Below are 22,732 nucleotides of genomic sequence, written 5' to 3' on the forward strand. Positions count from 1 at the left end.
GTCAGGAGGCCTCTGCTTCAGCCTCCATCGCCCCGGCGTTGCCTTTGTCGAGATCGAGCGCAGCATTGATCTCGCGTTGGCGTACCAGCAACTGCGTCAGCCTTTCCTCCTTGTCGAAAGGCTTGGACAACTCCATGAGGATGTCGGCGAAGCGCTTTTCAGCCCGTGCCATGTCCTCAGAGGCTTCCGCCACGCGTCCTTCCAGGCTGTTGGCTACGTTCTCGACCACCCGGACCATCCCTTGCGGGTTGTCGGAATGATGAGCCGTATAGGCACGTCGGCCTTTCAGGACGAAACAAGGGCCATCGCCGGATATCGTGGGGATGGACACATCGAGATCGAAGCCGGCAAACTGCCCAACCGACATCTCTCCCGGTGAGGACTTCCAGCTGCCGAACTTCCGGGTTCTGGCCTTGGCCTCGATGTAGTACTGCAAAAGTGCCTCTCCCGCCGCTGATCGCTCGCTATAGCGCTTTCCGTCGACCACCATGCTGAAGCGGTTACCCCGCACATCCACACGGTCGGCGATGTCGGCTTCGATTGAGTCGATCCGTTCCCGGATCTTCTCGATTCTGCCGGGCAGTGTCGCCGACTCTCGCTGGTTCGCCCATCGCTGGTTGTCCCATTGGGATTTCAGCAAGGAGAGCTTCGCGACATCGGCATCGATACCTGCCTTTTCCATCACCAACGGATTGCCAGATGCCAGGGCTTTCACCTCGGCATAGGACAACGCCGCCAACTCCACGTCCTCCGCGCTGCGCATTCCGGTATCTCCCCGCATGACCTGGGCGATGAAGCGTGCCTTGGTTTCGAGGGTCTGCCAGATGTACGCATCGAACGATGCCTCCGTCACATAGCGGATGATCCGCACCTCTTCGTTCAGGTTGCCCTGCCGAACAATGCGTCCCTCCCGCTGCTCAACGTCAGCCGGCCGCCACGGAGCGTCCAGATGGTGCAACGCCGCCAGGCGCGTCTGGATGTTGGTGCCAACCCCCATCTTCAGGGTGCTGCCCAGGAGGATGCGAATCCGTCCTTCCCTTACTGACTTGAACAGTTCTGCCTTGGCGGAATCGCTGTCGTAGTCGTGGATGAAGGCGATCTCCGTTCCCGGAACGCCCATTTCGACGAGCTTTGCCCGAACGACGTGATAGACGCTGAACCGTCCATCGTCCGTCGGTGTGCTGAGATCGCAAAACACGACCTGTGTCCCCCGGAACGCTGCGGTTTCCCGCCATATCCCAAAGACATTATCCGCACACTGGCTGACCTTGCCGTCCTGAGCTTCCAGGCTTGAAGGATCAACCAATCGCATGTCCAACGCGGCCTTGCGGCCATCGTTGGTCACCGCCAGCATGTTGTCTTCGCTGGGCGTCACATCGCCGTTGCGAATTGCTTCCGCTCGGGCGACCAGCGTTGCCACGAACGCCTTCAGCTCCGCAGTCGGCTTGGCCGTCACGGTTTCCAGATGGAATCGAGGCACCGGCAGCTTCAGCATGTCCGCGGTGCGGATATCGGCGACTTCCCGGAACATGGTCATCAGTTCCGGCAGATTGACGAAGCGCGCGAACCGCGTGTTCATGCGGTAGCCACTGCCATCCGGCGACAACTCCAGGGCAGTTACCGATTCCCCGAAGTTTCCCGCCCACGTATCGAACTGCGACACATGATTGGCGCGTAGCGTCACCGGCTGCAGGTAGCGCTGCATGGTCCACATCTCGGCCATCGAGTTCGAGACCGGTGTCCCGGTTGCGAATACCACTCCCGAACGGCCGCCCTGTTTATCCATCACATGGCGCGTCTTCACGAACATATCGAAGGCGCGCTCCGAGTTGGAATTCGGCAGACCTGCCACCCGCGTCATCTTCGTGAAGCGGTACAGGTTCTTGAAGTAGTGCGCCTCGTCGATGAAGAGGTAGTCGATGCCCAGTTCCTCGAACGTGAGCATGTCGTCCTTCTTCGACTTGGCCGACAGCTTCTCCAACCTTGCGAGCCAAATCTTCTTGGCCCGCTCCAACTCCTTGACGATGCGATTGCCCCGCTTGCCCGATTTCGAGGCCCGAATGGCGCACTCGATTTCGTAGACTCGCGCTTCGATGAACGACTCCATTGCTTCGTCGCTCATCTTGATCCTCTCGAAAGAGGCATGGGTAATCAGCACCGCATCCCAGTCGCCGGTGGCTATCCGGGACAGCAGCGTCCGGCGTTTGTCGCCGACCAGATCGTCCTTGCTGGCCATCAGGATGGTTGCCCCCGGATATGCCCGCAAGAACTCCGCCGCGAACTGCTCAAGCATGTGATTGGGCACCACGTAGCACGGCTTGCTGGCCATGCCGAGGCGCCTCAACTCCATCCCGCCGCAGATCATCGTCAGGGTCTTTCCGGCGCCGACCACATGGGCCAGCAGCGTATTCACCCCGCCAGACACGATTCGCCAGATGGCGTCCTTCTGGTGCCGATGGAGGTTGTACACCTCCGAAAACCCCGGCAAAGAAAGCCGTGAACCGTCGAACTCCCTCAGCCTGACGGCATTGAACTGGTCGTTGTACATCCTGACCAACCGCTCGCACCGTTCGGGATCGGCGAACACCCAGGCACGGAATGTCTCCTTGAGCGCCTGCTGCTTTTCCCTGGCGGCAATGGTTTCCTCGGTGTTCACGAAATACCGGTCGGTGACCGGATCGCGATCCCGGATCGTCGGAACCATCTGATTCAGCGTGATGACAAACAACTCACCCGCCGAAATACGCGCGGTGCCGTAGGTTTGGGTCGACGCTACCGACCGCTCGCCTTGCCATGGCACATCAATGTTCCAGGCACCCGCCTCGGCGCTGAACTCCACCGTGCAACCATCGCATTCCAGGAGATGATCGAGGAATGCCGCATAGTCGCGCGCCGGAATCCAGGTCGAACCAATCCGGGCATCGATTTCACCCGGCCCCAAATCCGGCGGTATGACCGCCTTCAGTGCGTGGACGTTGCGGACATAGTCATCCCCCGCCGCTTCCGCCATTTCGAGCTTGCTGCGCACGTTGCCGGAAAGATAGGCATCGGAGGTTTCCCATTGAGCGGTTTCTGGGTTGAGGAAGATCAGACCGCGATCCGCCATGTCCGGAAGAAACTGCTCCCGCTCCTGCCCAAGCAAGGACTCCATCAACGAAACGTCGACGCGTCCACGCTCGTGCAGGGATACCAGCAACGCCTCATCGGCAGACGCACATCGATCCACCTTGCGAACAACACCCACCGTTCTGCGGTAGAAAATGTCCGCCTTCTCCGCCGTGCCGCTTTCCGAATCGAAATTCTCCAGAGAGAGCAGCAGCGGAAGATCGGGATCGCCCTTGAATGCCAGCTTGTTGGCCTTGGCATGCAGGTAGCCATGCTTTGCCACGAAGCCGTCATAGGCCACGTTGAGTGCCAGCCGGTAACTGCCGAGCCGACTATCGTCCGCAGTGGCATGCTGGATGTGGAGCAGCCTTCGCGCCGCATCACGGATCGCCATCAAGCCGCGAATCCGTTTGGCTGCCGTTGCCGACACCGACCCGTCGATCACCAGCAACTCCTGCCCTTCCGAGACGGCCAGTCGGCCATCCGCGGTCAGGCAGTACGCGCCCGGCTTCACGAACTCCGGCGCTGCGACACGAATGTCCCGCCGCGTTGTGACGGACGGTTCGACGGCACGAGGCGTGTAGATGCCCTCGGGCAAGCTGGCTATCCGCTCCGCCAGCGCCGCTTTCACATCGCCATCGAAGATCGCCGCATTGGCGAGGCCAAAGCCATTCGACTTTTGCCCCATGCGACCGATCAGCATGTCCGGGTTCTGGACATACCAATTCGACACGAACAAGCGCCGGTATCCCTCGCACATATCGTGCGGGGCTTCCATGACGCCGATCCATTCGTCGGACGCCTTCTCGCCCTCTGCCAGTTTTTGCAGGAAGACGATATCGGCCGTGACTTCGGTGTTGGCGAGGTGCGAGAACGTCCCGGACGGCAGACGAATCGCACCGAGGAACCGGGCCTGCGCGCTGATATGACGCCGCGCCCGGTCGTCCCACTTGTCGAGCGTGCCGGCAGACGTGATGAACGCCACCAGTCCGCCGGGGCGAGTCACTTCCAGCGCACGGCCGAAGAAGTAATCGTGGATCAGGAAATCCGCGAAGGGCACATTCCGGTTGTCCGGCACCTGATAGTTCCCGAAGGGAACGTTCGAGATCACCAGATCGAACCAGTCCTTTGGCAGTCTGGCCTTCTCGAAACCAACCGTCAGCGCCCTTACCCCGTGATGCCCATACAGGCGCGACAGGAGGCGGGACGATAGGCGGTCGATCTCGATGGCCGTGACTGCCGACACTTCCGCCAAATCCTTCGGCATGGCCCCGATGAAATACCCGACACCAGCGGAAGGTTCCAAAACACGACCACCCTGGAACCCCATCCGCCGAACCGCCGCCCAGATCGCTTCGATCACGAAAACTTCCGTGAAGTGGGCGTTGACGACACTACCCTTGGCACTCTCGTAGTCCCCACCGAGCAACTCAGGCAGGGATTCGGCTCTCGCCTTCCACGCCGGATCGTCCTGATCGGGATTGAATGCCTTGGGAATACCGCCCCAACCGGTATAGCGATTCAGGACGTCACGCTCTTCATCCGTCGGCGGACGCTTGTCCGCCTCAAGACTGGACAGCAGCGAGACGGCGGCCATGTTCGCGTCGAACTTGGCGACATCGCCACGCAGCATCGAGTGCAACGCCGGATTCAGGCTGGGCCAAAGCGTTCGGGGCGACTTTCTCGCCTCGATCACCCGCGGCACAGGGGATACGTCCTGCGCTGTTTCCTCGTTCGCTGGCACGATGTTCGATGCCGGCACGACGGACGGAAAAGCAATGATCTGCGCCGTTTGAATGCTGCCGGAAACATCCTGAAGGGGATCGCCCGGCGCGAAGCCCGGCAGCCACATCGTGGCCTCGGCAATTTTCTTGAGTTTCACGTTTATCTCCTGGAAAAACCGGAGACACGTGCCCCATCCGGGGTGTGTCCCCGGATGGGTTGAATAAAACGACTGTCCGTCATGGAGCGCCAGCTCTCGCCAAGCGCCACAAGACTTGATGCCTCTATGCCGTGACGTCCCTCAGCAAGTCCCGAGACCGCCGGCGCGGTGCTGATCGAAAAGCCGTTTCACGCGGCATGCCGCAGTTGCCTTCTCGGCAGCCCGTGGCGATACGCTTTGCGGAATTTCGACACGGCGACGCTCAATGGCATCGATTCCGTGAGCAGACGACTCGTCCACGCACAACTGCGACGCGTAACGGTCTTGGCGCCGACCGCATTGATCTCTTCTTCGATGACAGAAATCAGCAGGTCGTCCAATGCGTCCATCTGCATTGACGACGCCGTAATGAAGCGCTCTGGCGTCAGGCCGTAACCGGATACGAACTCGGCACGACTGAGGTTGGCGAGATCGCAATCCTCGTCGGCTTGTTGCACCGGATAGGTCACGACAGCCAACTTGGAGATTTCAACCTCCTTGACGGCCACACGAACCCGCCCGCACTCCAGCAACGGGAACATCCATTCCGTTCGCTCCAGCGGGTTCATCGACGCGCGATGCCCGTACCGAAACGAGTCGAAGGGAATGCCGTGTCTGATCAATACGGACGCCGTCCCTTCCAGCGCACTCACCACCGTCGCCAGCTCGGAATCGTAGGACTCCTGGAGGTGGGCGTCGTAGCTGATATCGGCATCGATTTCACCGGACTGGACGAGTTTGGAAAACTCCTTGTCATCCACCCAGGAATCGAGATCGACGTAAAAGAGGCGATGCGTCCCGCGCGGAAGCCAGTTACCTACTCCCATGATGTGTCTCCTTGAAATCGCGGAGACACCGCTCCCCATGCGGGAGGTGTCCCCGCAAGGGTTGTGGCCGGACGGCCGGAAAGGGTTACAACTGTTCTGCCTTTGCCTGAGCGCACAGATACAGCAGGCAACTGGAATCGCGCGGTCCCCACCAACGACGCCAACGGGTGAGAACTTTCATCCTCTGCTCCGCAGGCAACCGGTAGTAGTTCTCCCGTGCAATACGCCACCATTTCGCCTTGAACTTCCGGCGTTCCACCTCGAAGGCATCGGCCTGCAAGGATCGCTTGGCCATGACCTCTTCCACCGACGGTTGCATGGCTGCAATCTGCTCGGCAAACAAGGGCAAGGCTTCGCGCTCGATGCGTTGCTTGCGCAGTACCGCCGAACGCTTTCTGGGGGTGTCGCGAAATCCTTCGTAGCGGGGATAGTGATCGAACAGCATCACGCGCTCCCCATCGAAAGACTCTGATCGCTCGTCATCAGCCCAAGATGAACCAGGTAATGCTTCAACCCGGCCAGATCGTGCTTGTGACGCATCCACCCATCCTCGAATATCTCAAAGCCCTTGATTTCGAAGACGGTGCGGTCGCGGGTATTGCGAACGTCCGCATAAAATTCGCCGCGTTCGTCCAGGTTGATGAAGTACCGGTAGACGGCACTCCTGAAATGTTGCCTCATGACGCCTCCATGAAAAATGTGAAAGGCGCCAGAACCCCGATGGGGACTGTTGCCCCACGGGGTTGGATAGGTGTTGCTTGTGCTGTTTATTTCGAGCGGCCAGCTACCGCCTTTCTGGCTCTGCCCTATGGGCAGCACCGGAATCCGCTTTCCACAGCGGGCTCGTGTTACATGGAACGGAACCCGCTCTGGAAAGCCCGGCACACGATCTTGTGCGTGCGCCGGGGAAAAGCCCTGCCCTCATCCACGCTTGCTACCGCGCTTACCGCCGCGCTTGCGTTTCGGAAAGCCAAACCGGGCCCACGCCTCGGGATCGACGGGAAGCGGTGTCGTCCGGGCGGTCTTGAGATTCACGAATACGCCGTGATACGCGATCTGTCCGTAGCGGAATAGCTCCCACAGCAGATTCAAGGCGTACAGCGCCACCCCGCGATTGACGAAGAGCGACTGCTTTTCCAGCGCATCGGCCAAACTGCATGACGGTGACTCGTCATCGGCTTCCTGCGCCGCGTCCGCGATCTCCGGGAGAAGATCCACGGCATGCGGCAGCCGCTCTGCATTCGACTTGGCCCAGCGCGCCGGCACCTGGCCCAGAACGACTTGGCCATCGTGCAGACGGTTGCCCAGATCGAGCCAATAGCCACCACCGCCGCGCGCCACCGAATCGAGAATCGCTTTTCTGGCGAGGCGATTGTCCACACACCCAATCGCAAGATCGGTGCGCAGATTCTCGCTGGCCGTCAGGCGCCTCGTTTCAGCGTGCCAACCGGTACCCATCGCCATGTTGATGCGATTGACGAGTACCGTTGCCTTCGGCAATCCCACATCGGACGGATAGAACATCTGCCGCCCGACATTGGCTTCCGACACCAGGTCGCTATCGATCACCGTCACATTGAGGCCCCCGGGATGTCCGAGAGCCACCATGGCCGTATGAAGTTGCGCCAGGCCCATCAGCATCTGCGAACCTGTACCGCCAGCGCCGATCACCGACACGCGAACTTCTCGGGTGAGAAGTTCAGCAGAGAGTTGATGGATAGCCATCGCACCCTCCTATCTGTCCCTTCATGTCGGTGGAATCGAAAGCCAATGGCAGAAAGAGCCCATTGGCGCAAAGGCGGAATGCCGTAGAACAACGCACGCGGTCGCAATTGCCGACCACGCCGGCAATCTTGAACTCTCCCCGGTCATCGCGATCATCCTCTGTCGAGAAGAAGGCCGACATCCGTCCATGGGAGTGCAGGTCTACCACCAGATGCTCGTCATCATTGAGCGCCGGTCGTTCGTAGCGAACGTGACTGCACCCCGAGGACATTTCCCTCAGGAATGCAAGCCGCATCTCGCCCGTGATGGAATTCCACACGATCCAGCCGACGCATTCCTCCGGACACCGATCGACGGCATACCGAAAGAACTCGACGACGAGATGGCGGGGAATCTTGCCAAAGGCGAGGGACAGCTCCCGTCCAATGCAACCATACGGCATGGGAACGCTCTTCTGGCGAACCAACGGCACCCGCAAATATAGCCAGGGACGCCGGGCTTCCAGCCACAGACCATCGCCGGTCACCAAGAATCGGTGGCCATTGTCTATCAGCGGCTCGAACTCACCATATCGCGGCACCGTAACCACCGGCGCCGAGTGCTGCAAGGCGATATCTCTCGCGTCCATTTAGGCCTCCGCTTCCAGCACCGCCGCCTCAAACGCCTCGCGCAGCGTCCAGCCCGTCGAAACGAGTGAGCGCGTCGGAAAACGTGCGAACTGGCCATCGAGCAGATCCCGCCACAACGCAAACGGCCCGGCCCGATAGCGGGTCAGCCCCTTGGGTGTATGGATGTTGGGGTGCGTGAAGTACGACCGGAAGAAGGCTTCCTCCCAGGCTTCGCTTCGATGCACCTGATCGCCTTTCGGCAGTCGGGCACTCCCCACGCAGATAGTCCCCGTGTTCCAGACGTTGAAGAATGGCGCGACGAACAGCGGCGTATCGGCATCGGGACGTTGCCGTCCCTTATAGGCAAAAACCTTCCATGCCTTGTGGGTCACGACAAAGACCAGACCCGGACACGGCACACGACCTGTGCGCGCCCCCAGTTCCTTGCAGTCGAACCAGACCTGCCGCGCTTGGGGTTTGCTGAACCAGACGAAAAACCCCGTCCCCTCGGCGAGCACATGCGCCGGCTTGAGCGCCGGCCGCAGCATCGTTTCGGGATCGAGAATCCGCATCAGGGACAACAGTCCGGATTTACTGGCCGGAACCCCTGCCTGGATGATCGGTCGATCTTGACCATCCGTCGACACGTCATGCACCGAGACGAACGCCGGCTTTCGGCTGGCATCCTGGTAGACCAGAATCGCATTGGTCAACCGGTAGGACTGATTGCTTGAAAACGTACTGACACTGATCGCCATGGCGACCTCCATTAGAAATGCAGAGGTGTGCCCTGCCCTTGCGGGCGCGACAGCACCCCCGCAGGGTTGAAGAATTACTCACACCGGTTCGGCGATCAAGCCGACCAGTCGATCCAACGCCGACACCAGTTGCAGGCCCAATCCCGTCTTGCACTGCCAGACGTAGAACCCTTCGGGATCGAGGGGCATCGCTTCGGCGCCATAAAGATCGGTGTAGCCATCGCAGGCACAGTTCGCGTATTCGATGAAGTCATCGAACACCCGCTCCACCGGATCTTCGGCATCCCATTTCAGATACGCCCCGAAATAGACGCACTCGACATCCAGCCCTTCGAGCCCGGGGAGCCGTCCGCCATCCGCTTCTAGTCGCTCGATGTCGAGCAGCGTCGTTGCGAGCAGCGCAGCCTCCCCTCCGGCTTCAGCCAATCCCGTCAGGACGGCCTCATCCAGTACCGACTTGGGGTTGATAACCCATGCCGGAAAATGCCCGTCGAACCAGTCCGGCGAGATGGATTCCCCCAAGTCCTCGTCCGTCATGCCCATCGCCGTCATTTCTTCCAGCCAGTCCGCCTGATTGCAACTGCCTTGCCAGTGGATGTACTCGCACAAGTGGCGAGCCGTCTCCGGCGTCAGGACGTAGAGCGTTCTTCCGGAAGCGCGGTGCAACCAGTACAGGGCCGTCTCGCCCAGGCCGGGGCATGCTGCCTCGATCCGGGTAAGCCGATCCTTCATGGAAAGCCACGCCACCTGCTCGGACTGAAGTGCCCAGTACCACTGATCGTCCTTCTCCGATGCTTCCGGAAAAAGGGATCCATAGCTGAGCGCTTCGGGACTGGCCGCGATCAAGGCTTCAAAGGCGAAGTGCTGTAACTGCCCGACCTGACGATTGATCCAGTCCTGCATGGCCTGCTGCACCAGCGACGACGGCAGTCCGGATGCCCCCTCCTGAATCTCTCCGGTCTCCAGCCAGCGCAATGCCAGCGAAGACCATCGACGAATATCCAGGCAGGGATCGAGACTCCCCGTGAGACCGCCACTAAATCTTGGCAGGCTCAGAGGATCAGGGGCAGGACGAAAGCGGCCACCTGGCAGCGTTCGCTGGGTGACATGGTCCCTTGGGACCGCTGCACCAAGCGTTGCAAGGCTTGTACGCATCGTTTCATCTCCTCGTGATTGAAGGCGGGAATCCCTGTCGGGACTCCCGTTTCAAATTGCGAGAAGTCGCCATCGGCAGCGGCTTGCAGCCGTTCCTTGAGCGACACCATGGCCTATCCCCTCCGAATAGCCGGCAGGAACCGACGATCGAGCCACCGGGATAGGCGCCGCAAGGCAACCTTCAGGTGATCGACCGTCGTCGTCCCGACCGAATACGGCTCGACATAGGTCAGCCCGTCCTCGCGTTGCCGAAGCACGACGCCGGAGGGGCGCCGCGAATCGACGGAAACCGCGCCTTTCGTTCCGACGGCACGCCGGAAGGTGTAGACGAGTCGCTCCCCCTTCTGCTCCGGCCCCTCGATGGAGGCCGTCGTAATCTCGGGGTAGGTGGCGGAATAGACATCCCGCACCTGCTCCGGGGTTAGGTCGCTTCCGGGGTCAGGCAATGCGATGCCGTTGTAGGCGAAGGAACGAAGCAACTTCTGAACGGTAATGGTCATGATCGCCTCCTCATGCGAAAAGGTTGTCTTCGACCGGGACGTCCACTACTTCGGGCGTCTCGGGCTCTTCGTCATCACCTCCATCGGCCGCCGCCGTCACTTTGGCCGCGGCACCTTTCCTGATCGCGCCTTCCGCCTTCTTGCCGGCGTCTTTCTTCGCCGCCTCGATAATGGATCGAGTCGCTTCCAGTTGATCGGCGAGCGACGTGTGCTCTTCGGCATAGCTGCGGAGCAATCCGACAAACTGCGCGTCAAGCTCTTCCGGCGTGCCGGTGAGCACCAGCGGAATCGCCAGCGCTTCGGCATCCTTGGCATCCTTCGGGGTCGGCCTCACCGTGACGGTGATCGCACCATCCCGACCGGACGACAGGGTGACCGCCAGCGCCGCGCAGCCCGCCAACAACGATTTGAGTTCCTGAAAAAACATGGTGGTACCTCCAATGGAAAATGCAGGCGCACCACGACCCTTGCGGGGATCGTGGTCCCCGCGTTGGGTTGAAATGAAACAGGCTTACTCGACGTTGAAGCGCATCGAGCGCGGCACCTTGCCCTCGTAGGGGAAGGCAGCCACGTTCAGCAGCGCCTTGATGATCTCGTCCTTCTTTCCGTTCATGGCCTTGGCAAATGCCCCGCCCATGGTGGCTTTCAGTCCGATCTCGTCGCACATCGCCTCGATCTCGCTCTTGGTGAGCAGCTTCAGAAAGTCTTCGCAGAGCTTCCAGTGCCGCGCCAGATCGATGTCGAGGTACTTGAGGAGCTGAACCAGGGTTTTCTCCTCAATGCCATCGGCTGCCGATGCCGCCAGTCCCAGGAACATCTTTTCCCGGACCGCTTCATCCGACTGGGCAATGACCCGCGCCGCCTCGTCGGTCTTGAACGTGAAGCTCGCATAGTCCTGCTTCACGAGCGCGCTCAAGGCCTTGGTCAGCTTGGTATCGCCGATATGCCGGGCATTGCCTGACAGCGCGAGCGCAATGAGTACCGTGAGATTGCTCTCGCGATTCGCCATCAACTCCCGCCGCAGCGCCTTGCGCCACACCTCCAACCGATAATCCTTGACCCGTTGCGAGTCCTGGACCTTGGCTTCAGTCTTGGCGCCCGCCTTGACCGACGACTTGGACGTCGAGGCAGTCTTGCCGCCCGATCCCTTGCTCGAACTCGCCGCTGGCGCGTTTTTCTCCTTCTCCGCCTTGATGCGCAGCGCCACCTTCTTGGCATTGCATGACGCATCGAAACACAGATCGGGATAGACGTTCCCCAGCTTGCCCGGCACCGCGGAAATGGCGGCGCCAAAGTTCTTGCAAGCACGGCAGGCTTTCGCCTGATCGTCGCCGACGCCGGTATCGCCCTCCGCCACGAGTCGCAGCAAAGTGAAGTTTTCTCCGGGGCGAACAATCCGAATGGTCGGATAGTCGTCACTCAGAGACGCCTTCTTGGCATCCAGCGCGGCCTCGGCTTTCGCATCAAAGCATGCCCCGTGGGTGCAGTGCCCTGTCGCAATCGCCTCGCCGAAGAGCGCCTGCTGGTTCCCCGAGTTATGGGGACAACCGGCGCACTCGCCCTTGTCGAAGATGGCGCTTCCCAGCGCCCGCGAGATTTGTTCAAGTTGTCCGCGAAACTGGACTACCGTCGGCAGGCTGGCCTGGGAAAGCAGCTTCTCCAGCACCGCGTCCTGCTTGTCGCGCGTGACCGCCGCCAACAACTCGGCATGGCCCAACTGAATACGTCGCTCCGACAAGGCCCGACGGACCTTTTCCGAGCAATTCATCAGCGCGAGCCGCTTGTCGAGCGTCGACCGTGACCACCCCAGACGGCGGGCCGCCTCGTCCCGATCGCCCTGGCAACGTCCAAGAATCTTGGCCGCCGCTTCGGCTTCCTCGGTAGGACTCATGTTGGCACGCTGAATGTTTTCGATCAGCGCCGCCTCATCGGCTTCGCCATCGTCGAGATCGCGCACCAGCACCGGGATTTCATAATCGTCCCCCAACACCTTCTTCGCCGCCCGCCACCGGCGTTCGCCGGCGACGATTTCATAGCGACCCGAATCGCGGGGACGCACCAGAATCGGCTGAAGCACACCCTTCGATTTCACGGACTCTTCCAGCTCCGTCATCTCCGAGGGGTCGAAGTAGCCACGAGGATTGCGGCCGGGAAGAATGTTCCCGACCTTGATTGACGCTTGTAGTTGCATGATGCCTCCAATGAAAGAATGGCAGGCAGCCGCATCCCCGGACGGGAACGTAGCTGTCCCGCCCGGGTTGAAATGGTGAATGGTTAATGGGTGTGGCGTTGCCGGTAGCGTTGCAGCACCCGATCCCGAATTTCTTCGGCATCGAGGCCAAACAGACGGCAGCACGCCCGATAGGAAAATGCCTTTGATCGTTCCTTCGTTACCTGCATCCATTCGAGAATGTCGGCCCGTGTGGCAGCGGACACCCTCAAATCGAACAGGTCATGCAGCGATTTCTCCAGCAGGAGCCCATGTAGCCGCAGGATGTCATCCTCGGTCCATGGGGGCTCATCGTCGAATCTCGTTGCACACCCCGTGATGCATGACGATTCCGGTCGGATCATTTGTTCGTCTTGCCTGTACATGACCGCCTCCGGTGATAAGCATGAATGGCACCGATTTCGGTGTCACCCAGTACGCTCACTTGCCCTCTTCCCCGAAGATGTCAGTGACAGTGGACGGCGGATTGACCGAGGCGGCATTACGACCGGGACCGGAGTCCTTGTCGCCTTGCCCCTGCCCACCGGAATCCTGGTCCTCCGACTCATCGTCGATGATCGGCGCCCAGGAGCCGTCGATAGCCTCGGTAATCCCAATGTTCTGGGTCTCGCCGCGCTCATGCAGCTCATCCATGGCAAGTGCCATCGCCAGTTCGGGTGACTTCGGCAGCAGGTTGCACAAACGGCGAATCAGGGTCTTGAGGCCCATGGGAATGAAATGCGTGTCCCAGGGGCTTTCCTTCCCATACTTCTTCGCCATCTGATAGCCACGGGACTTATCCCGCACCTGCTCGACCTGCTCGTTCGACATGGCGTGAAATGTGCGGGTGCCGTCCTTGAAAACTCCGACGGCATAGAACCCGACAATCATTCCGCGTTCCTCGTCGGATGCCGGAAAGCCATTCTTCTTCAACGGCTCGTGCATCAGTGAACGATTGAGGCCAAGCACGATGTCGAACTTGTCGTTGATGCGCACCTCGTGGCCGTAGATGTCTTGCACGATCCCGCTGTTGCGAGCGAGCTTCATGAGGCCCTGATAGCCGGGAATCAACTGACACTGGCTACCAAAGGGTACGAGGTGAGCTTCGCCCATCAGACCAATTTCCAGCCCCAACTGACAGGACTGGATGACCGCCGCAAAGACACTGCGAGGATCCGTTTCGGACAGCTTGGGATTCATGCGAAATGCAGTCAGAGCGATCCGCGCCATCCGATCCGGACTCAGGTGCTTGGGCAGCGCACGGGCGATTTCGCCCTTGAACTTCTCCAGCATGGTCGGAAACGGCACTACATTCGACGACGCGCCTTGACGGGACTTCTGGATATTGCGCAAGGTTTGAGACATGGTTTTCTCCAAAGAAAATGGCGGAGATACCTGTCTCCCGAAGCGGGAAGTGGTATCCCCGCCGGGGTTGATGAACTACGAAATTCCGCCGATCAGGCGGCGTCCAACTCGAAGGCTTCGGCGTTGGCAGCCCAGCGTGGCAACGAGATCAGTTCGATCTCGCCGCCAGGTTGATATGCCGGCCAGCTTCCAGACTCCTGGCACCACTTCAGCAGTTGAAGTGCCGCCCGGTACTTCGTGCGACCGACCTCGATGACTTCGGGATCGGCGCGATAGACCGCCACGGCGTACGGCGCCTCCTTCTCCACGGCGACAAACAGAAATGGAAGCTCCATTCCGGTCACGGCCTTGATCCCATCGACGTAGAACGCCGCCTGGATGTCGTAGCCGAAGTTCGCGATGGATCGTGAGAAACCGCCGCTGCTTGCATCGATGCAGGTCTTGAGATCAACGATGGCTTCACCGTTGAACCAGTCCGGCCGACACTTGCAGGCCAGCCCGGTCGCCGGGTCGGTCCAGAATGCAGACAGCTCGGCCTCACCCTTACGGATCAGACTGGCTGCCCCTTGATGGCAATACACAGCCGCTCGCATGAGGGTCAAGGTGGCAATATCTTCCGCGGTAATCAGCGTCTTGCCCTGATGCTCCTCCTCGAATCTGGCTGCCGCCTCCTTGCCTTCCTTGGTGCGACGGTCAAACTTCTCCGCCACCACGAAATCCTCGGCAAAGCGTTCCTGTTCGAACACATAGGTATGGACCGCGGTACCGAATGCCATCGCTGGCGTCGGTTGGTGCGGATGGTCGAGGTATTCACGAAGATGCGCCGGGCTCTTCAGCATCTTGACGATGCCGGAGTGTCCGATGGACTTGTCCGCGTGATACCGCTTGGCCGGCATGAGCAGCAGGCCGGGATGATTCATTTGCATGGCGCCTCCGGATAGAAATGCCGGAAGCACAGACCCGGACCGGGTTGTGTCCCCGGCTGGGTTGGAAAATGCTGTTTGTTTCGAGCGGCCAGCTACCGCTAATTGCTCGGGCGGATAACCGCTCGATCAAATTCTGTTTTCCGCAGGGCGCTCAGCGCGAACGCCCTCGGGAAAGCCCCGGAGTCCCGGGGCGAGATTCATTCGGCTTTCCTGGACAGCCCCGACAGCACCAGCGCTTTGCGCAGCATGTCTCGGGTTTCCGGATCGGTCTTGCCGGCCTTCAGCCGTTGATAGAGATCGCAGGCAAAGGCCATCGGCAGGGGATCGAAGAGTCGAACGATGAAGGGATTGGATTTCACGATTTTCTCCTGAGGTTGGTTGAACAGCCACAGCGAAAATCACTCCGATGGTGGAGCGATCCCCGCAGGACAAAGGGCTCTCGTGGGAAAGCGCTTTGTCCTGCGGGAAGTCCCCCACAGGCAGTGCTGCACGTCAGATGCCGAGCGCGCGAACGATCGGACGGCTGATGATCCAGCCAGAAATGCAGCAAGCGAGAAGAACGAGTTCCATGAAGTGCCTCCTGAAATGAAAAAGGGGGCACCCCTCCCCTGACGCGGAGGCAATGCCCCCGCACGGGGTTGAAAGAATCAGGCGATGACTTCGAAGGAAGCCGTTGCCTTGCTACCGAGATCGTTGCCGATCCCATTGCGGCGCATGTACGCCGGGATGTCGTACTGCTTCCAATCCGTCGTCGGTTCCTCGACCGGTTCAGGCTTGCTCACCTGGCGCGGCGTCCGTGCAAAAAACCCTTTGAGGGCTTCCACGGTGGACTGGAGAAACGAGAGAATCAGATGCAGTCCCGCCAGCATGGCCAGGACGAGAATGACGCGTTCCATGAACAAACCTCCTGAAGTAAATGGAGGTCCGTTCCCAGCCGGGAAGGAAGACCTCCCGGCGGGGAAACTATGAAACGTGACGCTCAGAACGGCTCGATGTCGGGTACGTCCTCGAATGCGGGTCCCGAAGCGGCAGCGGGTTTTGCGTTACCGTTGCCGGTACGCTTGCCAGTGCGCTTGCTGTTACTGGCTTCCGGAGCATCGCTATCGGAAGGCCGACTGCCCAGCATCTTCATCTCGCTGGCGAGGATCTCGACCACGTAACGATCCTGGCCGTCCTTGTCCTGCCATTTGCGGGTCTGGATGCGACCTTCGACGTAGATGGGGGAGCCCTTTTTCAGGTACTCGCCAACGACTTCGGCAGTACGACCGAAAAAGACGACGCGGTGCCATTCGGTGATTTCCTTGCGCTCACCGGACGACTTGTCCTTGTACGTCTCCGTCGTTGCGATCCGAATGGTGGCGATCGCTTCGCGGCTCTGGGTGTAACGAACCTCTGGGTCGGCACCGAGGTTGCCGATGAGGGTGACTCTGTTGAGTGATGCCATGTTGCCTCCTGACGAAAAAAGTTGGCAGGAAGGCCGTCAGTTCCTGACGGGGTATCCCCGCCGGGGTTAAGTAAATGCTGTTTATTTCGGAAGGCCAGCTACCTTCACCGTGCCCACCATAAGGAGGACATGTGATGGGCGCATTCTGGTCGCCGCAGATAGGTGCGGGCATTCGAAATGCGTACTTTGCGGTCACATTTCGGAACGCTGGCGGCAATTGCCTTGACTACCCTCCCTACGCTCTATCCATCGGGAGACATCACATGGCACAACGGCAATACACCCCCTCGGCGCACATTCCCACTATCCGGCAAAGCAACAGTCGTCCGTTCATTACACAGAAGGCAGTGCTCAACTCGCTTCACGCCCAACAGATTTTCGAGCGCGGTTTCGATATGTGCGCGAATGCCCTGTTTTCTCTCACCGTCGTATTGCGGTTCATCGGAACGGAGGACCAGGCCCAAGGGGTGGAAGCCATGGTCGATGATCTCCTCGACAAGACGCTGGATGAGATTCGCCAGGAGTCGATACGGCTACAGGAACTCAGCGAGGCCAATGGATGTGAAACAACGATCGGCTATACCAACGCCAGGACCATCGAGATTCAGATCACGTCGCCTCGCTCGATCCGGTTCCTGGCGATCATCCGGGAGTTCGATTCGCTGATCGCGCGAATGGATGCCTTGTGGCTTGCCTGCGTGATCGACGACACCAACTATGCTCTTGGCGCCTATCAATGGAAGCGCAAGATTCTTCGATTGGCCGGCCAGATTCGCAACATCGCGACCCGTGCCGTCCTGGCTGCGCGCAAGAAGGAATCAACCGAAATCGCCACCGAGGCCAAGGAATCAGCGGTTGTCAATGAAATGGCAGCGCCGGTGACAGAGACCCCGGCCATTCCGATCTCCGTGGTGTAGGTGGAACTCAATCCTTACCAAGAACGCGCGGTCGTCGCCAATGGCCATTGCACGGTGCTTGCGTGCCCTGGCTCAGGCAAGACACGGGTTCTGGCCGCGCGTGCAGCGCATCTTCTTGGAACGAACGAACGGGGACGTCTTTGCGCTGTTACCTTCACGCGCGATGCGGCAGATGAACTGAAGTCGCGGATTCTGGCCGCTTGTGGCAAGACCAACGCGGTGCGATTGGCGGTCGGGACGTTTCATTCCATTGCGCTATCTCAAATGCGCCGCAACAAAAGTTCAGGACTGGGGCGCCTCATCTCCGATGGCGAGCGTCTCTCGCTGATTCGTCGCTGTTGGCAGCAGCACGCAAAGCGACTGCCCTTGGAAAGCATCGTCCAGGCAATCGATGCGGCCAAGTCCAGACTCGAATGGAAACCGTCGGAATGCGCTGAAATCGAGGCCGCCCTTCAGAGCTACGGTGAAGTTCTTCAGGCGGAGGGATCCGTCGATTTTGCCGACCTGATGCTACAGGCCGTTCGCGACATCCAGTCGAAAACGATGCCGCCACTTTCAATTCGCTGGCTTCTTGTCGATGAAGCGCAGGACATGGACGCGGTACAGATGGAGTGGGTCAAAACCCATGCCGATCACGGCATCGAGATCACGCTGGTCGGCGACGACGACCAGAGCCTGTACTCGTTTCGCCATGCGATGGGTTACGAGGGCCTACGGCACATCTCCGAATACCTATCGTCGGCTGTCATGTCCCTTCCGATCAACTACCGCTGCCCTGAAAACGTTCTTCAGCATGCCAATCGGCTGATCGCCCATAACGCGGATCGTGCGCCGAAGAACGTTGAGGCTTTCCGCAAGTCTCCAGGCGTCATCGACGTCATTCGGTTATCAGACCGATGGAGCGAGGCCGACTTGATCGCATCTCGCATCCAAGCCGAGTCGGAGAAAGCACAGTGGGCGATACTTGCCCGAACCAACAACATCATCGACAAAGTGGAAGTCGCATTTGCTGATAGGGACATTCCATATCACCGCATGGGAGGGAAGAGCGTATGGAACAAAACCGTGGGCAGCACACTGCTCGGGCTCTTGCGATCAGTAGGCGATGGAAGTTGGACCGGTGTTGCCAATGCACTGTACTTCACTGGAATGGCTCCCCGGCTCGTCAACGAACTCTCTCGGATTCAGGGCATCACCTGCCACGAACGTCTCGATCAAATCATCGCGGAATATGATCATTCTACGAGTCCGAAAAGCGATGAAACGCTTCTGATAAGTCTCCACGACGGAATGCATGACTGGGTCGATCAAGACAAGCGGGAACGCCAGGCATTGGTAATTCACGCCGTCACGGCCTGGCTGGCTGATCGAACCACAGAAGAAAATGGAACACTATTGCGTCGGCTAGAAGGAATTCTGTGCCGGCTCAACGGCAGTTTGTCGGTGCGGCTGATGAAAGCGGCTAGTCGGTCGAAAGCTGTCGGCAAAGGTGCTGCCATCATGACATTGCACGCAGCGAAAGGATTGGAGTTTTCGAATGTTTGGATTCTCGGTGCCGAGGAAGGCAACCTACCCCATTCGGACTCCACACCGGAGGAAGAACGGCGGCTCTTTTACGTCGGAATGACCCGGTCGAAAAATCGGCTGATCGTCAGCAGTGCGGCGAAGGAAGGATCGGCATCCAGGTACATCACGGAGTCTGAACTCAAGCCCTGCCAAAACTAGACGGCCTAACTTACCAGAAAGTCCGGGACTAGGTTTTCGAAAGGCGCTCGTTTTGGATCGATTTCGGAAATACGGCCACTTCGTCGCACGTTGTAATTGCCGATATCCTCGAAACCTAGGGAATGACAATGAATGATCCAATCCTTACCAAACGATTCATTCGCCGCAATGAACTTCGCAAGCTCATTCCGGTGGCCGACACTACAATCTACGAACTGGAGAGGGCCGGCAATTTTCCCAAGCGCTTCAACCTGACTGCTCGATGTGTCGTTTGGGATCTGGAAGAGATCGAAGAATGGATCGCCGAGCGTAGAGCGGCGCTCACAAAGAAGGTCTCACCGCCTGATGTCCGGCAGCGCAAGACCCGGCCGGTTCGGCGAGATACATGAATCTTTCGCAACCCGGTCGGTGCGCAAATCGATAGGCTCATGCAGCCTTGCTGAGTATCGGGGTCACTTTCATCCCTGAAATCCAGCCATCAACCATATTTGCCCATTGCTGAAGCATGTCCCTTCTCTGCTGTGCATATTCAGCCTTGTTGTACACCGCCCTTACCCCTCGTTGTTCGTGAGCTAGGCATTTCTCGATCCAATCAGAATTGAACCCAGCTTCATGGAGCAGCGTTGATCCGGTCCGGCGTAAGTCATGCACCGAAAACTCCTCCAACGGCAGTTCCTTTTTCTTCGCGCGTTCGACGGTCACATCGATGACGCGATTCAACGTCGCGTTGGACATGCCTTTGTCGCCTTCATATCGGGAAGGAAGCAGAAACTTTGACCCACCGGCACAAGTCTTGAGGGCAATCATGATGTCCAGCGCCTGCTGCGATAGATACACCACATGTGGCCTGCGAGCCTTCATACGCGCCGCTGGAATTGTCCAAGTGGCCTCCATGAAGGCCACCTCATCCCACGTCGCATTGAGCAGCTCCCCCTTACGGACCAGCGTCAGCAGTATCAACCGCAACGCCAATTTGATGGTGGGCAGCGTCCCGACATGGTCGATCTCTTCGAAGAAAATCCGTATTTCGTCGGGGGATAGAGCGCGATCCTTGGCTTTGAAGGTCGCAATCGCAGACGCCTTTACATCATCGGCTGGATTGGGAACCTTGTGCCCACGTTCGATGGCAAACCGGAAAACCTGTCCAACAATCTCTCTGACGTGCACCGCGGTAGCTGGCGCATTCCGAGCCTTGATCTTTTCACAAAGAGAACGAAGGTCATCGGAAGTTACCTCTCGCAGGAGCCGCTTACCGAATACGGGAGCCACGTCGCGATCGATGATGCTCTTCCTCATCGCCTTGGTGCTATCGGCCATTCGATTGTCGTTTAGCCAGAGATCAGTAAATTCACCGAACGTCTTGGCCTCTTTCGTCTTTTGAAGGGCGCGTTGCTTTTCCTTCGCCGGAGACTTTCCTGCGGCAATCGCTTTCTTGGCCGCGATAAGCAGATCCCTCGCCTCACCCAGGGTGATGCCGTCAGGACCGTACTGGCCCAAGACCACCGTTTCTCGGCGGCCATGTAACCGATAGTCGAGCCGGAAAGAGACAACCCCGGACGGTGTAACAGCGACGTACAGTCCATCGCGATCCACCATTTTGTAGAGCTTCTCGGTGGGCTTGAGGTTCTTGATCTGGGTATCAGTGAGCATTGGGATCCTTCCCGGGCTGCCCGATACCGTCAACGAAAATTTGTCCGTTTTCGCCTTGAAACCCGCATGAATACTAGGTTTCTCTTCTTACGATACCGTCAACCCGCCGATTTCGTGGTGACGGTATCAATCATACGAGTGTGTCAGCAGAATGCCAATACCGTCACGGATACCGTCTCTGGAATCCGGCTACCCCCGATAGTCACCGATAGAAGATGAAAGACAAGTTATTGTTAAATATAAATATTTAACCGTATTAGTGATAGCTACCGATAGCCCCTGAAAGACGTCGAATCATTCCCACTCGATAGTCGCAGGCGGTTTTCCGGAGATGTCATAAACAACGCGGTTGATGCCCCGCACTTCATTGATGATGCGGTTGCTCACCTTGCCCAGCAGGCTGTGGGGCAGTTCGGCCCAGTGGGCGGTCATGAAGTCCTGGGTCTGCACGGCGCGCAAGGCCACCACGTATTCGTAGGTGCGGCCGTCGCCCATCACACCCACGCTCTTCACCGGCAGGAACACGGCGAAGGCCTGGCTGGTCTTGTCGTACCAGTCGGCGGCCCGCAGTTCGTCGATGAAGATGGCGTCGGCCCGGCGCAGCAGGTCAGCGAAGTCCTTTCGCACCTCGCCGAGGATGCGAACACCGAGGCCGGGGCCGGGGAAAGGATGACGATAGACCATCTCGTGGGGCAGCCCCAGGGCGATACCCAGTTCCCGCACCTCGTCCTTGAACAGCTCCCGCAGGGGCTCCAGCAGCTTGAGGTTGAGGGTCTCGGGCAGGCCGCCCACGTTGTGGTGGCTCTTGATGGTGTGGGCCTTGCCGGTTTTCGAACCGGCCGACTCGATCACGTCGGGATAGATGGTGCCCTGGGCCAGCCACCTGGCGTTGGGCAGCTTCTGGGCCTCGGCCTGGAATACCTCGACGAATTCGCGGCCGATGATCTTGCGCTTGGCCTCCGGGTCGGACACGCCTTTGAGGTGGCCCATGAACTGTTCGGTGGCATCCACGTGGATCACCTTGACCCCCAGGTTGCGGGCGAAGGTCTCCATCACTTGCTCGGCCTCATTGAGACGCAGAAGGCCGTTGTCTACGAAGACGCAGGTCAGTTGCTCGCCGATGGCCCGGTGCAGCAGCGCAGCCACCACGGAGGAGTCCACCCCGCCGGAGAGACCAAGGATCACCTCTTCCTGCCCCACCTGGGCACGCACCTTTTCGATGGCTTCGTTCACGTAGTCGGGCATGTTCCAGTCGTGGCCGCAACCGCAGATCTCATGGACGAAGCGGGCAATCATTTCCTTGCCCTTGAGGGTGTGGGTCACTTCCGGATGGAACTGCACGGCGTAGAACTTGCGCGTCTCGTCGGCCATGGCGGCCACCGGACAGGATTCGCTGCTGGCGATGACCTTGAAGCCAGCCGGCATCTCCGTGACTTTGTCGCCGTGACTCATCCAGACGTCCAGCAGGCCATGACCTGCGGCGTTGCTACGGTCCTGAATACCCCTGAACAGCTCGGAATGGCCTCGGGCACGAATTTCCGCGTAGCCGAACTCCCGCTTGCCGGAGCTTTCCACCTTGCCTCCCAGTTGCTGGGCCATGGTCTGCATGCCGTAGCAGATGCCCAGCACCGGCACCCCCAGTTCGAAAACCACCTGGGGCGCCCTCCACTCCTCGGCTTCGTATACCGAGTTGGGACCGCCGGAGAGGATGATCCCTTGAGGATTGAACTGGCGGATGAATTCGGCAGAGACATCGAAGGGATGCAGTTCGCAATAAACCTGCTGCTCCCTCACCCGGCGAGCGATAAGCTGGGTGACCTGGGAACCGAAATCGAGGATGAGAATCTTCTGGTGGGACATGGCGTTCAACCCTGGAAATAACAAAGGCGGCCTAAGC

23 protein-coding genes are annotated in these 22,732 nt (G+C 59.3%); 3 read left to right on the forward strand and 20 right to left on the reverse strand.

Annotated features, from left to right (window positions below; all coding sequences use genetic code 11):
- Nucleotide 1: 1 nt before the first annotated feature.
- The 18 genes from DENOEST_RS09490 to ssb form a co-directional block, all read right to left on the reverse strand.
- Nucleotides 2-4,987, reverse strand: coding sequence for a DEAD/DEAH box helicase family protein (locus tag DENOEST_RS09490; protein ID WP_197970570.1), 4,986 nt, complete (start codon nt 4,985-4,987; stop codon nt 2-4).
- Between the two features lie 188 nt (nt 4,988-5,175).
- The gene (locus DENOEST_RS09495) at nt 5,176-5,853 is read right to left on the reverse strand and encodes a hypothetical protein (protein ID WP_145769158.1); all 678 of its coding nucleotides are present in this window, start codon (nt 5,851-5,853) and stop codon (nt 5,176-5,178) included.
- 85 nt (nt 5,854-5,938) lie between these two features.
- Nucleotides 5,939-6,298: a hypothetical protein gene (locus DENOEST_RS09500; RefSeq protein ID WP_145769159.1), complete on the reverse strand. Its 360-nt coding sequence runs from the start codon at nt 6,296-6,298 to the stop codon at nt 5,939-5,941.
- Nucleotides 6,298-6,534, reverse strand: coding sequence for a hypothetical protein (locus DENOEST_RS09505; protein ID WP_145769160.1), 237 nt, complete (start codon nt 6,532-6,534; stop codon nt 6,298-6,300). Before DENOEST_RS09505 ends, DENOEST_RS09500 begins: the two co-directional genes overlap by 1 nt.
- A gap of 240 nt (nt 6,535-6,774) precedes the next feature.
- Nucleotides 6,775-7,578 (reverse strand): PRTRC system ThiF family protein, encoded by an 804-nt coding sequence (locus tag DENOEST_RS09510; RefSeq protein WP_145769161.1) that lies wholly within the window; start codon nt 7,576-7,578, stop codon nt 6,775-6,777.
- Entirely contained in the window at nt 7,553-8,206 is a 654-nt protein-coding gene (locus tag DENOEST_RS09515) for a PRTRC system protein A (protein WP_145769162.1), read from the reverse strand. Before DENOEST_RS09515 ends, DENOEST_RS09510 begins: the two co-directional genes overlap by 26 nt.
- A complete protein-coding gene (locus tag DENOEST_RS09520) occupies nt 8,207-8,944 on the reverse strand; it encodes a PRTRC system protein B (RefSeq protein WP_170228073.1) in 738 nt (245 codons plus the stop codon).
- 78 nt (nt 8,945-9,022) lie between these two features.
- A complete protein-coding gene (locus tag DENOEST_RS09525; RefSeq protein ID WP_145769164.1) occupies nt 9,023-10,099 on the reverse strand; it encodes a PRTRC system protein F in 1,077 nt (358 codons plus the stop codon).
- Nucleotides 9,997-10,209, reverse strand: coding sequence for a hypothetical protein (locus DENOEST_RS09530; protein ID WP_170228036.1), 213 nt, complete (start codon nt 10,207-10,209; stop codon nt 9,997-9,999). Before DENOEST_RS09530 ends, DENOEST_RS09525 begins: the two co-directional genes overlap by 103 nt.
- A 3-nt stretch (nt 10,210-10,212) precedes the next feature.
- Nucleotides 10,213-10,599 (reverse strand): PRTRC system protein C, encoded by a 387-nt coding sequence (locus DENOEST_RS09535; protein WP_145769165.1) that lies wholly within the window; start codon nt 10,597-10,599, stop codon nt 10,213-10,215.
- A gap of 10 nt (nt 10,600-10,609) precedes the next feature.
- On the reverse strand, nt 10,610-11,026 hold the full coding sequence (locus DENOEST_RS09540; protein ID WP_145769166.1) for a PRTRC system protein E: 417 nt from the start codon (nt 11,024-11,026) through the stop codon (nt 10,610-10,612).
- A gap of 84 nt (nt 11,027-11,110) precedes the next feature.
- Nucleotides 11,111-12,790, reverse strand: coding sequence for a PRTRC system ParB family protein (locus tag DENOEST_RS09545; protein WP_145769167.1), 1,680 nt, complete (start codon nt 12,788-12,790; stop codon nt 11,111-11,113).
- An 83-nt stretch (nt 12,791-12,873) separates the two neighbouring features.
- Entirely contained in the window at nt 12,874-13,194 is a 321-nt protein-coding gene (locus DENOEST_RS09550) for a hypothetical protein (protein ID WP_145769168.1), read from the reverse strand.
- A 55-nt stretch (nt 13,195-13,249) separates the two neighbouring features.
- Complete coding sequence (locus tag DENOEST_RS09555; RefSeq protein WP_183148226.1) at nt 13,250-14,173, reverse strand: recombinase RecT; 924 nt, start codon at nt 14,171-14,173, stop codon at nt 13,250-13,252.
- A gap of 92 nt (nt 14,174-14,265) precedes the next feature.
- Nucleotides 14,266-15,099 (reverse strand): PD-(D/E)XK nuclease-like domain-containing protein, encoded by an 834-nt coding sequence (locus DENOEST_RS09560; protein WP_145769170.1) that lies wholly within the window; start codon nt 15,097-15,099, stop codon nt 14,266-14,268.
- A 197-nt stretch (nt 15,100-15,296) separates the two neighbouring features.
- Entirely contained in the window at nt 15,297-15,458 is a 162-nt protein-coding gene (locus tag DENOEST_RS09565) for a hypothetical protein (protein WP_170228074.1), read from the reverse strand.
- A 288-nt stretch (nt 15,459-15,746) separates the two neighbouring features.
- A complete protein-coding gene (locus DENOEST_RS09570; protein WP_145769171.1) occupies nt 15,747-15,995 on the reverse strand; it encodes a hypothetical protein in 249 nt (82 codons plus the stop codon).
- A gap of 83 nt (nt 15,996-16,078) precedes the next feature.
- A complete protein-coding gene (gene ssb / locus DENOEST_RS09575) occupies nt 16,079-16,543 on the reverse strand; it encodes a single-stranded DNA-binding protein (protein ID WP_145769172.1) in 465 nt (154 codons plus the stop codon).
- Nucleotides 16,544-16,806: 263 nt separating this feature from the next.
- Here ssb and DENOEST_RS09580 point away from each other — a divergent pair, with 263 nt between their 5' ends.
- The 3 genes from DENOEST_RS09580 to DENOEST_RS09590 all read left to right on the forward strand — a co-directional run bounded on the left by DENOEST_RS09580 (nt 16,807) and on the right by DENOEST_RS09590 (nt 19,574).
- Nucleotides 16,807-17,460, forward strand: a complete 654-nt coding sequence (locus tag DENOEST_RS09580) for a hypothetical protein (protein WP_145769173.1) — start codon at nt 16,807-16,809, stop codon at nt 17,458-17,460.
- Complete coding sequence (locus tag DENOEST_RS09585) at nt 17,461-19,185, forward strand: ATP-dependent helicase (protein ID WP_145769174.1); 1,725 nt, start codon at nt 17,461-17,463, stop codon at nt 19,183-19,185.
- Nucleotides 19,186-19,313: 128 nt separating this feature from the next.
- Complete coding sequence (locus DENOEST_RS09590; protein WP_197970571.1) at nt 19,314-19,574, forward strand: helix-turn-helix transcriptional regulator; 261 nt, start codon at nt 19,314-19,316, stop codon at nt 19,572-19,574.
- Between the two features lie 37 nt (nt 19,575-19,611).
- Here the strand turns inward: DENOEST_RS09590 and DENOEST_RS09595 are convergent, their stop codons facing one another.
- Together DENOEST_RS09595 and guaA are read right to left on the reverse strand one after the other, a co-directional pair.
- Nucleotides 19,612-20,835, reverse strand: coding sequence for a tyrosine-type recombinase/integrase (locus DENOEST_RS09595; protein ID WP_145769176.1), 1,224 nt, complete (start codon nt 20,833-20,835; stop codon nt 19,612-19,614).
- 294 nt (nt 20,836-21,129) lie between these two features.
- Nucleotides 21,130-22,695, reverse strand: a complete 1,566-nt coding sequence (guaA, locus tag DENOEST_RS09600) for a glutamine-hydrolyzing GMP synthase (protein WP_145769177.1) — start codon at nt 22,693-22,695, stop codon at nt 21,130-21,132.
- Nucleotides 22,696-22,732: the final 37 nt, after the last annotated feature.

Source organism: Denitratisoma oestradiolicum (assembly GCF_902813185.1).
GTDB classification, from domain to species: Bacteria; Pseudomonadota; Gammaproteobacteria; order Burkholderiales; family Rhodocyclaceae; genus Denitratisoma; species Denitratisoma oestradiolicum.

What these genes read in the sequence shown, in the direction of transcription:
- DENOEST_RS09530 (WP_170228036.1), bottom strand. Translation starts at nt 10,209, where the DNA reads ATGGTGTCGCTCAAGGAACGGCTGCAAGCCGCTGCCGATGGCGACTTC.
- DENOEST_RS09500 (WP_145769159.1), bottom strand. Translation starts at nt 6,298, where the DNA reads ATGCTGTTCGATCACTATCCCCGCTACGAAGGATTTCGCGACACCCCC.
- DENOEST_RS09570 (WP_145769171.1), bottom strand. Translation starts at nt 15,995, where the DNA reads ATGGAACGCGTCATTCTCGTCCTGGCCATGCTGGCGGGACTGCATCTG.
- ssb (WP_145769172.1), bottom strand. Translation starts at nt 16,543, where the DNA reads ATGGCATCACTCAACAGAGTCACCCTCATCGGCAACCTCGGTGCCGAC.
- DENOEST_RS09515 (WP_145769162.1), bottom strand. Translation starts at nt 8,206, where the DNA reads ATGGACGCGAGAGATATCGCCTTGCAGCACTCGGCGCCGGTGGTTACG.
- DENOEST_RS09540 (WP_145769166.1), bottom strand. Translation starts at nt 11,026, where the DNA reads ATGTTTTTTCAGGAACTCAAATCGTTGTTGGCGGGCTGCGCGGCGCTG.
- DENOEST_RS09555 (WP_183148226.1), bottom strand. Translation starts at nt 14,173, where the DNA reads ATGTCTCAAACCTTGCGCAATATCCAGAAGTCCCGTCAAGGCGCGTCG.
- DENOEST_RS09510 (WP_145769161.1), bottom strand. Translation starts at nt 7,578, where the DNA reads ATGGCTATCCATCAACTCTCTGCTGAACTTCTCACCCGAGAAGTTCGC.
- DENOEST_RS09535 (WP_145769165.1), bottom strand. Translation starts at nt 10,599, where the DNA reads ATGACCATTACCGTTCAGAAGTTGCTTCGTTCCTTCGCCTACAACGGC.
- DENOEST_RS09550 (WP_145769168.1), bottom strand. Translation starts at nt 13,194, where the DNA reads ATGTACAGGCAAGACGAACAAATGATCCGACCGGAATCGTCATGCATC.
- DENOEST_RS09505 (WP_145769160.1), bottom strand. Translation starts at nt 6,534, where the DNA reads ATGAGGCAACATTTCAGGAGTGCCGTCTACCGGTACTTCATCAACCTG.
- DENOEST_RS09560 (WP_145769170.1), bottom strand. Translation starts at nt 15,099, where the DNA reads ATGCAAATGAATCATCCCGGCCTGCTGCTCATGCCGGCCAAGCGGTAT.
- DENOEST_RS09520 (WP_170228073.1), bottom strand. Translation starts at nt 8,944, where the DNA reads ATGGCGATCAGTGTCAGTACGTTTTCAAGCAATCAGTCCTACCGGTTG.
- guaA (WP_145769177.1), bottom strand. Translation starts at nt 22,695, where the DNA reads ATGTCCCACCAGAAGATTCTCATCCTCGATTTCGGTTCCCAGGTCACC.
- DENOEST_RS09525 (WP_145769164.1), bottom strand. Translation starts at nt 10,099, where the DNA reads ATGCGTACAAGCCTTGCAACGCTTGGTGCAGCGGTCCCAAGGGACCAT.
- DENOEST_RS09545 (WP_145769167.1), bottom strand. Translation starts at nt 12,790, where the DNA reads ATGCAACTACAAGCGTCAATCAAGGTCGGGAACATTCTTCCCGGCCGC.
- DENOEST_RS09580 (WP_145769173.1), top strand. Translation starts at nt 16,807, where the DNA reads ATGGCACAACGGCAATACACCCCCTCGGCGCACATTCCCACTATCCGG.
- DENOEST_RS09595 (WP_145769176.1), bottom strand. Translation starts at nt 20,835, where the DNA reads ATGCTCACTGATACCCAGATCAAGAACCTCAAGCCCACCGAGAAGCTC.
- DENOEST_RS09590 (WP_197970571.1), top strand. Translation starts at nt 19,314, where the DNA reads ATGAATGATCCAATCCTTACCAAACGATTCATTCGCCGCAATGAACTT.
- DENOEST_RS09495 (WP_145769158.1), bottom strand. Translation starts at nt 5,853, where the DNA reads ATGGGAGTAGGTAACTGGCTTCCGCGCGGGACGCATCGCCTCTTTTAC.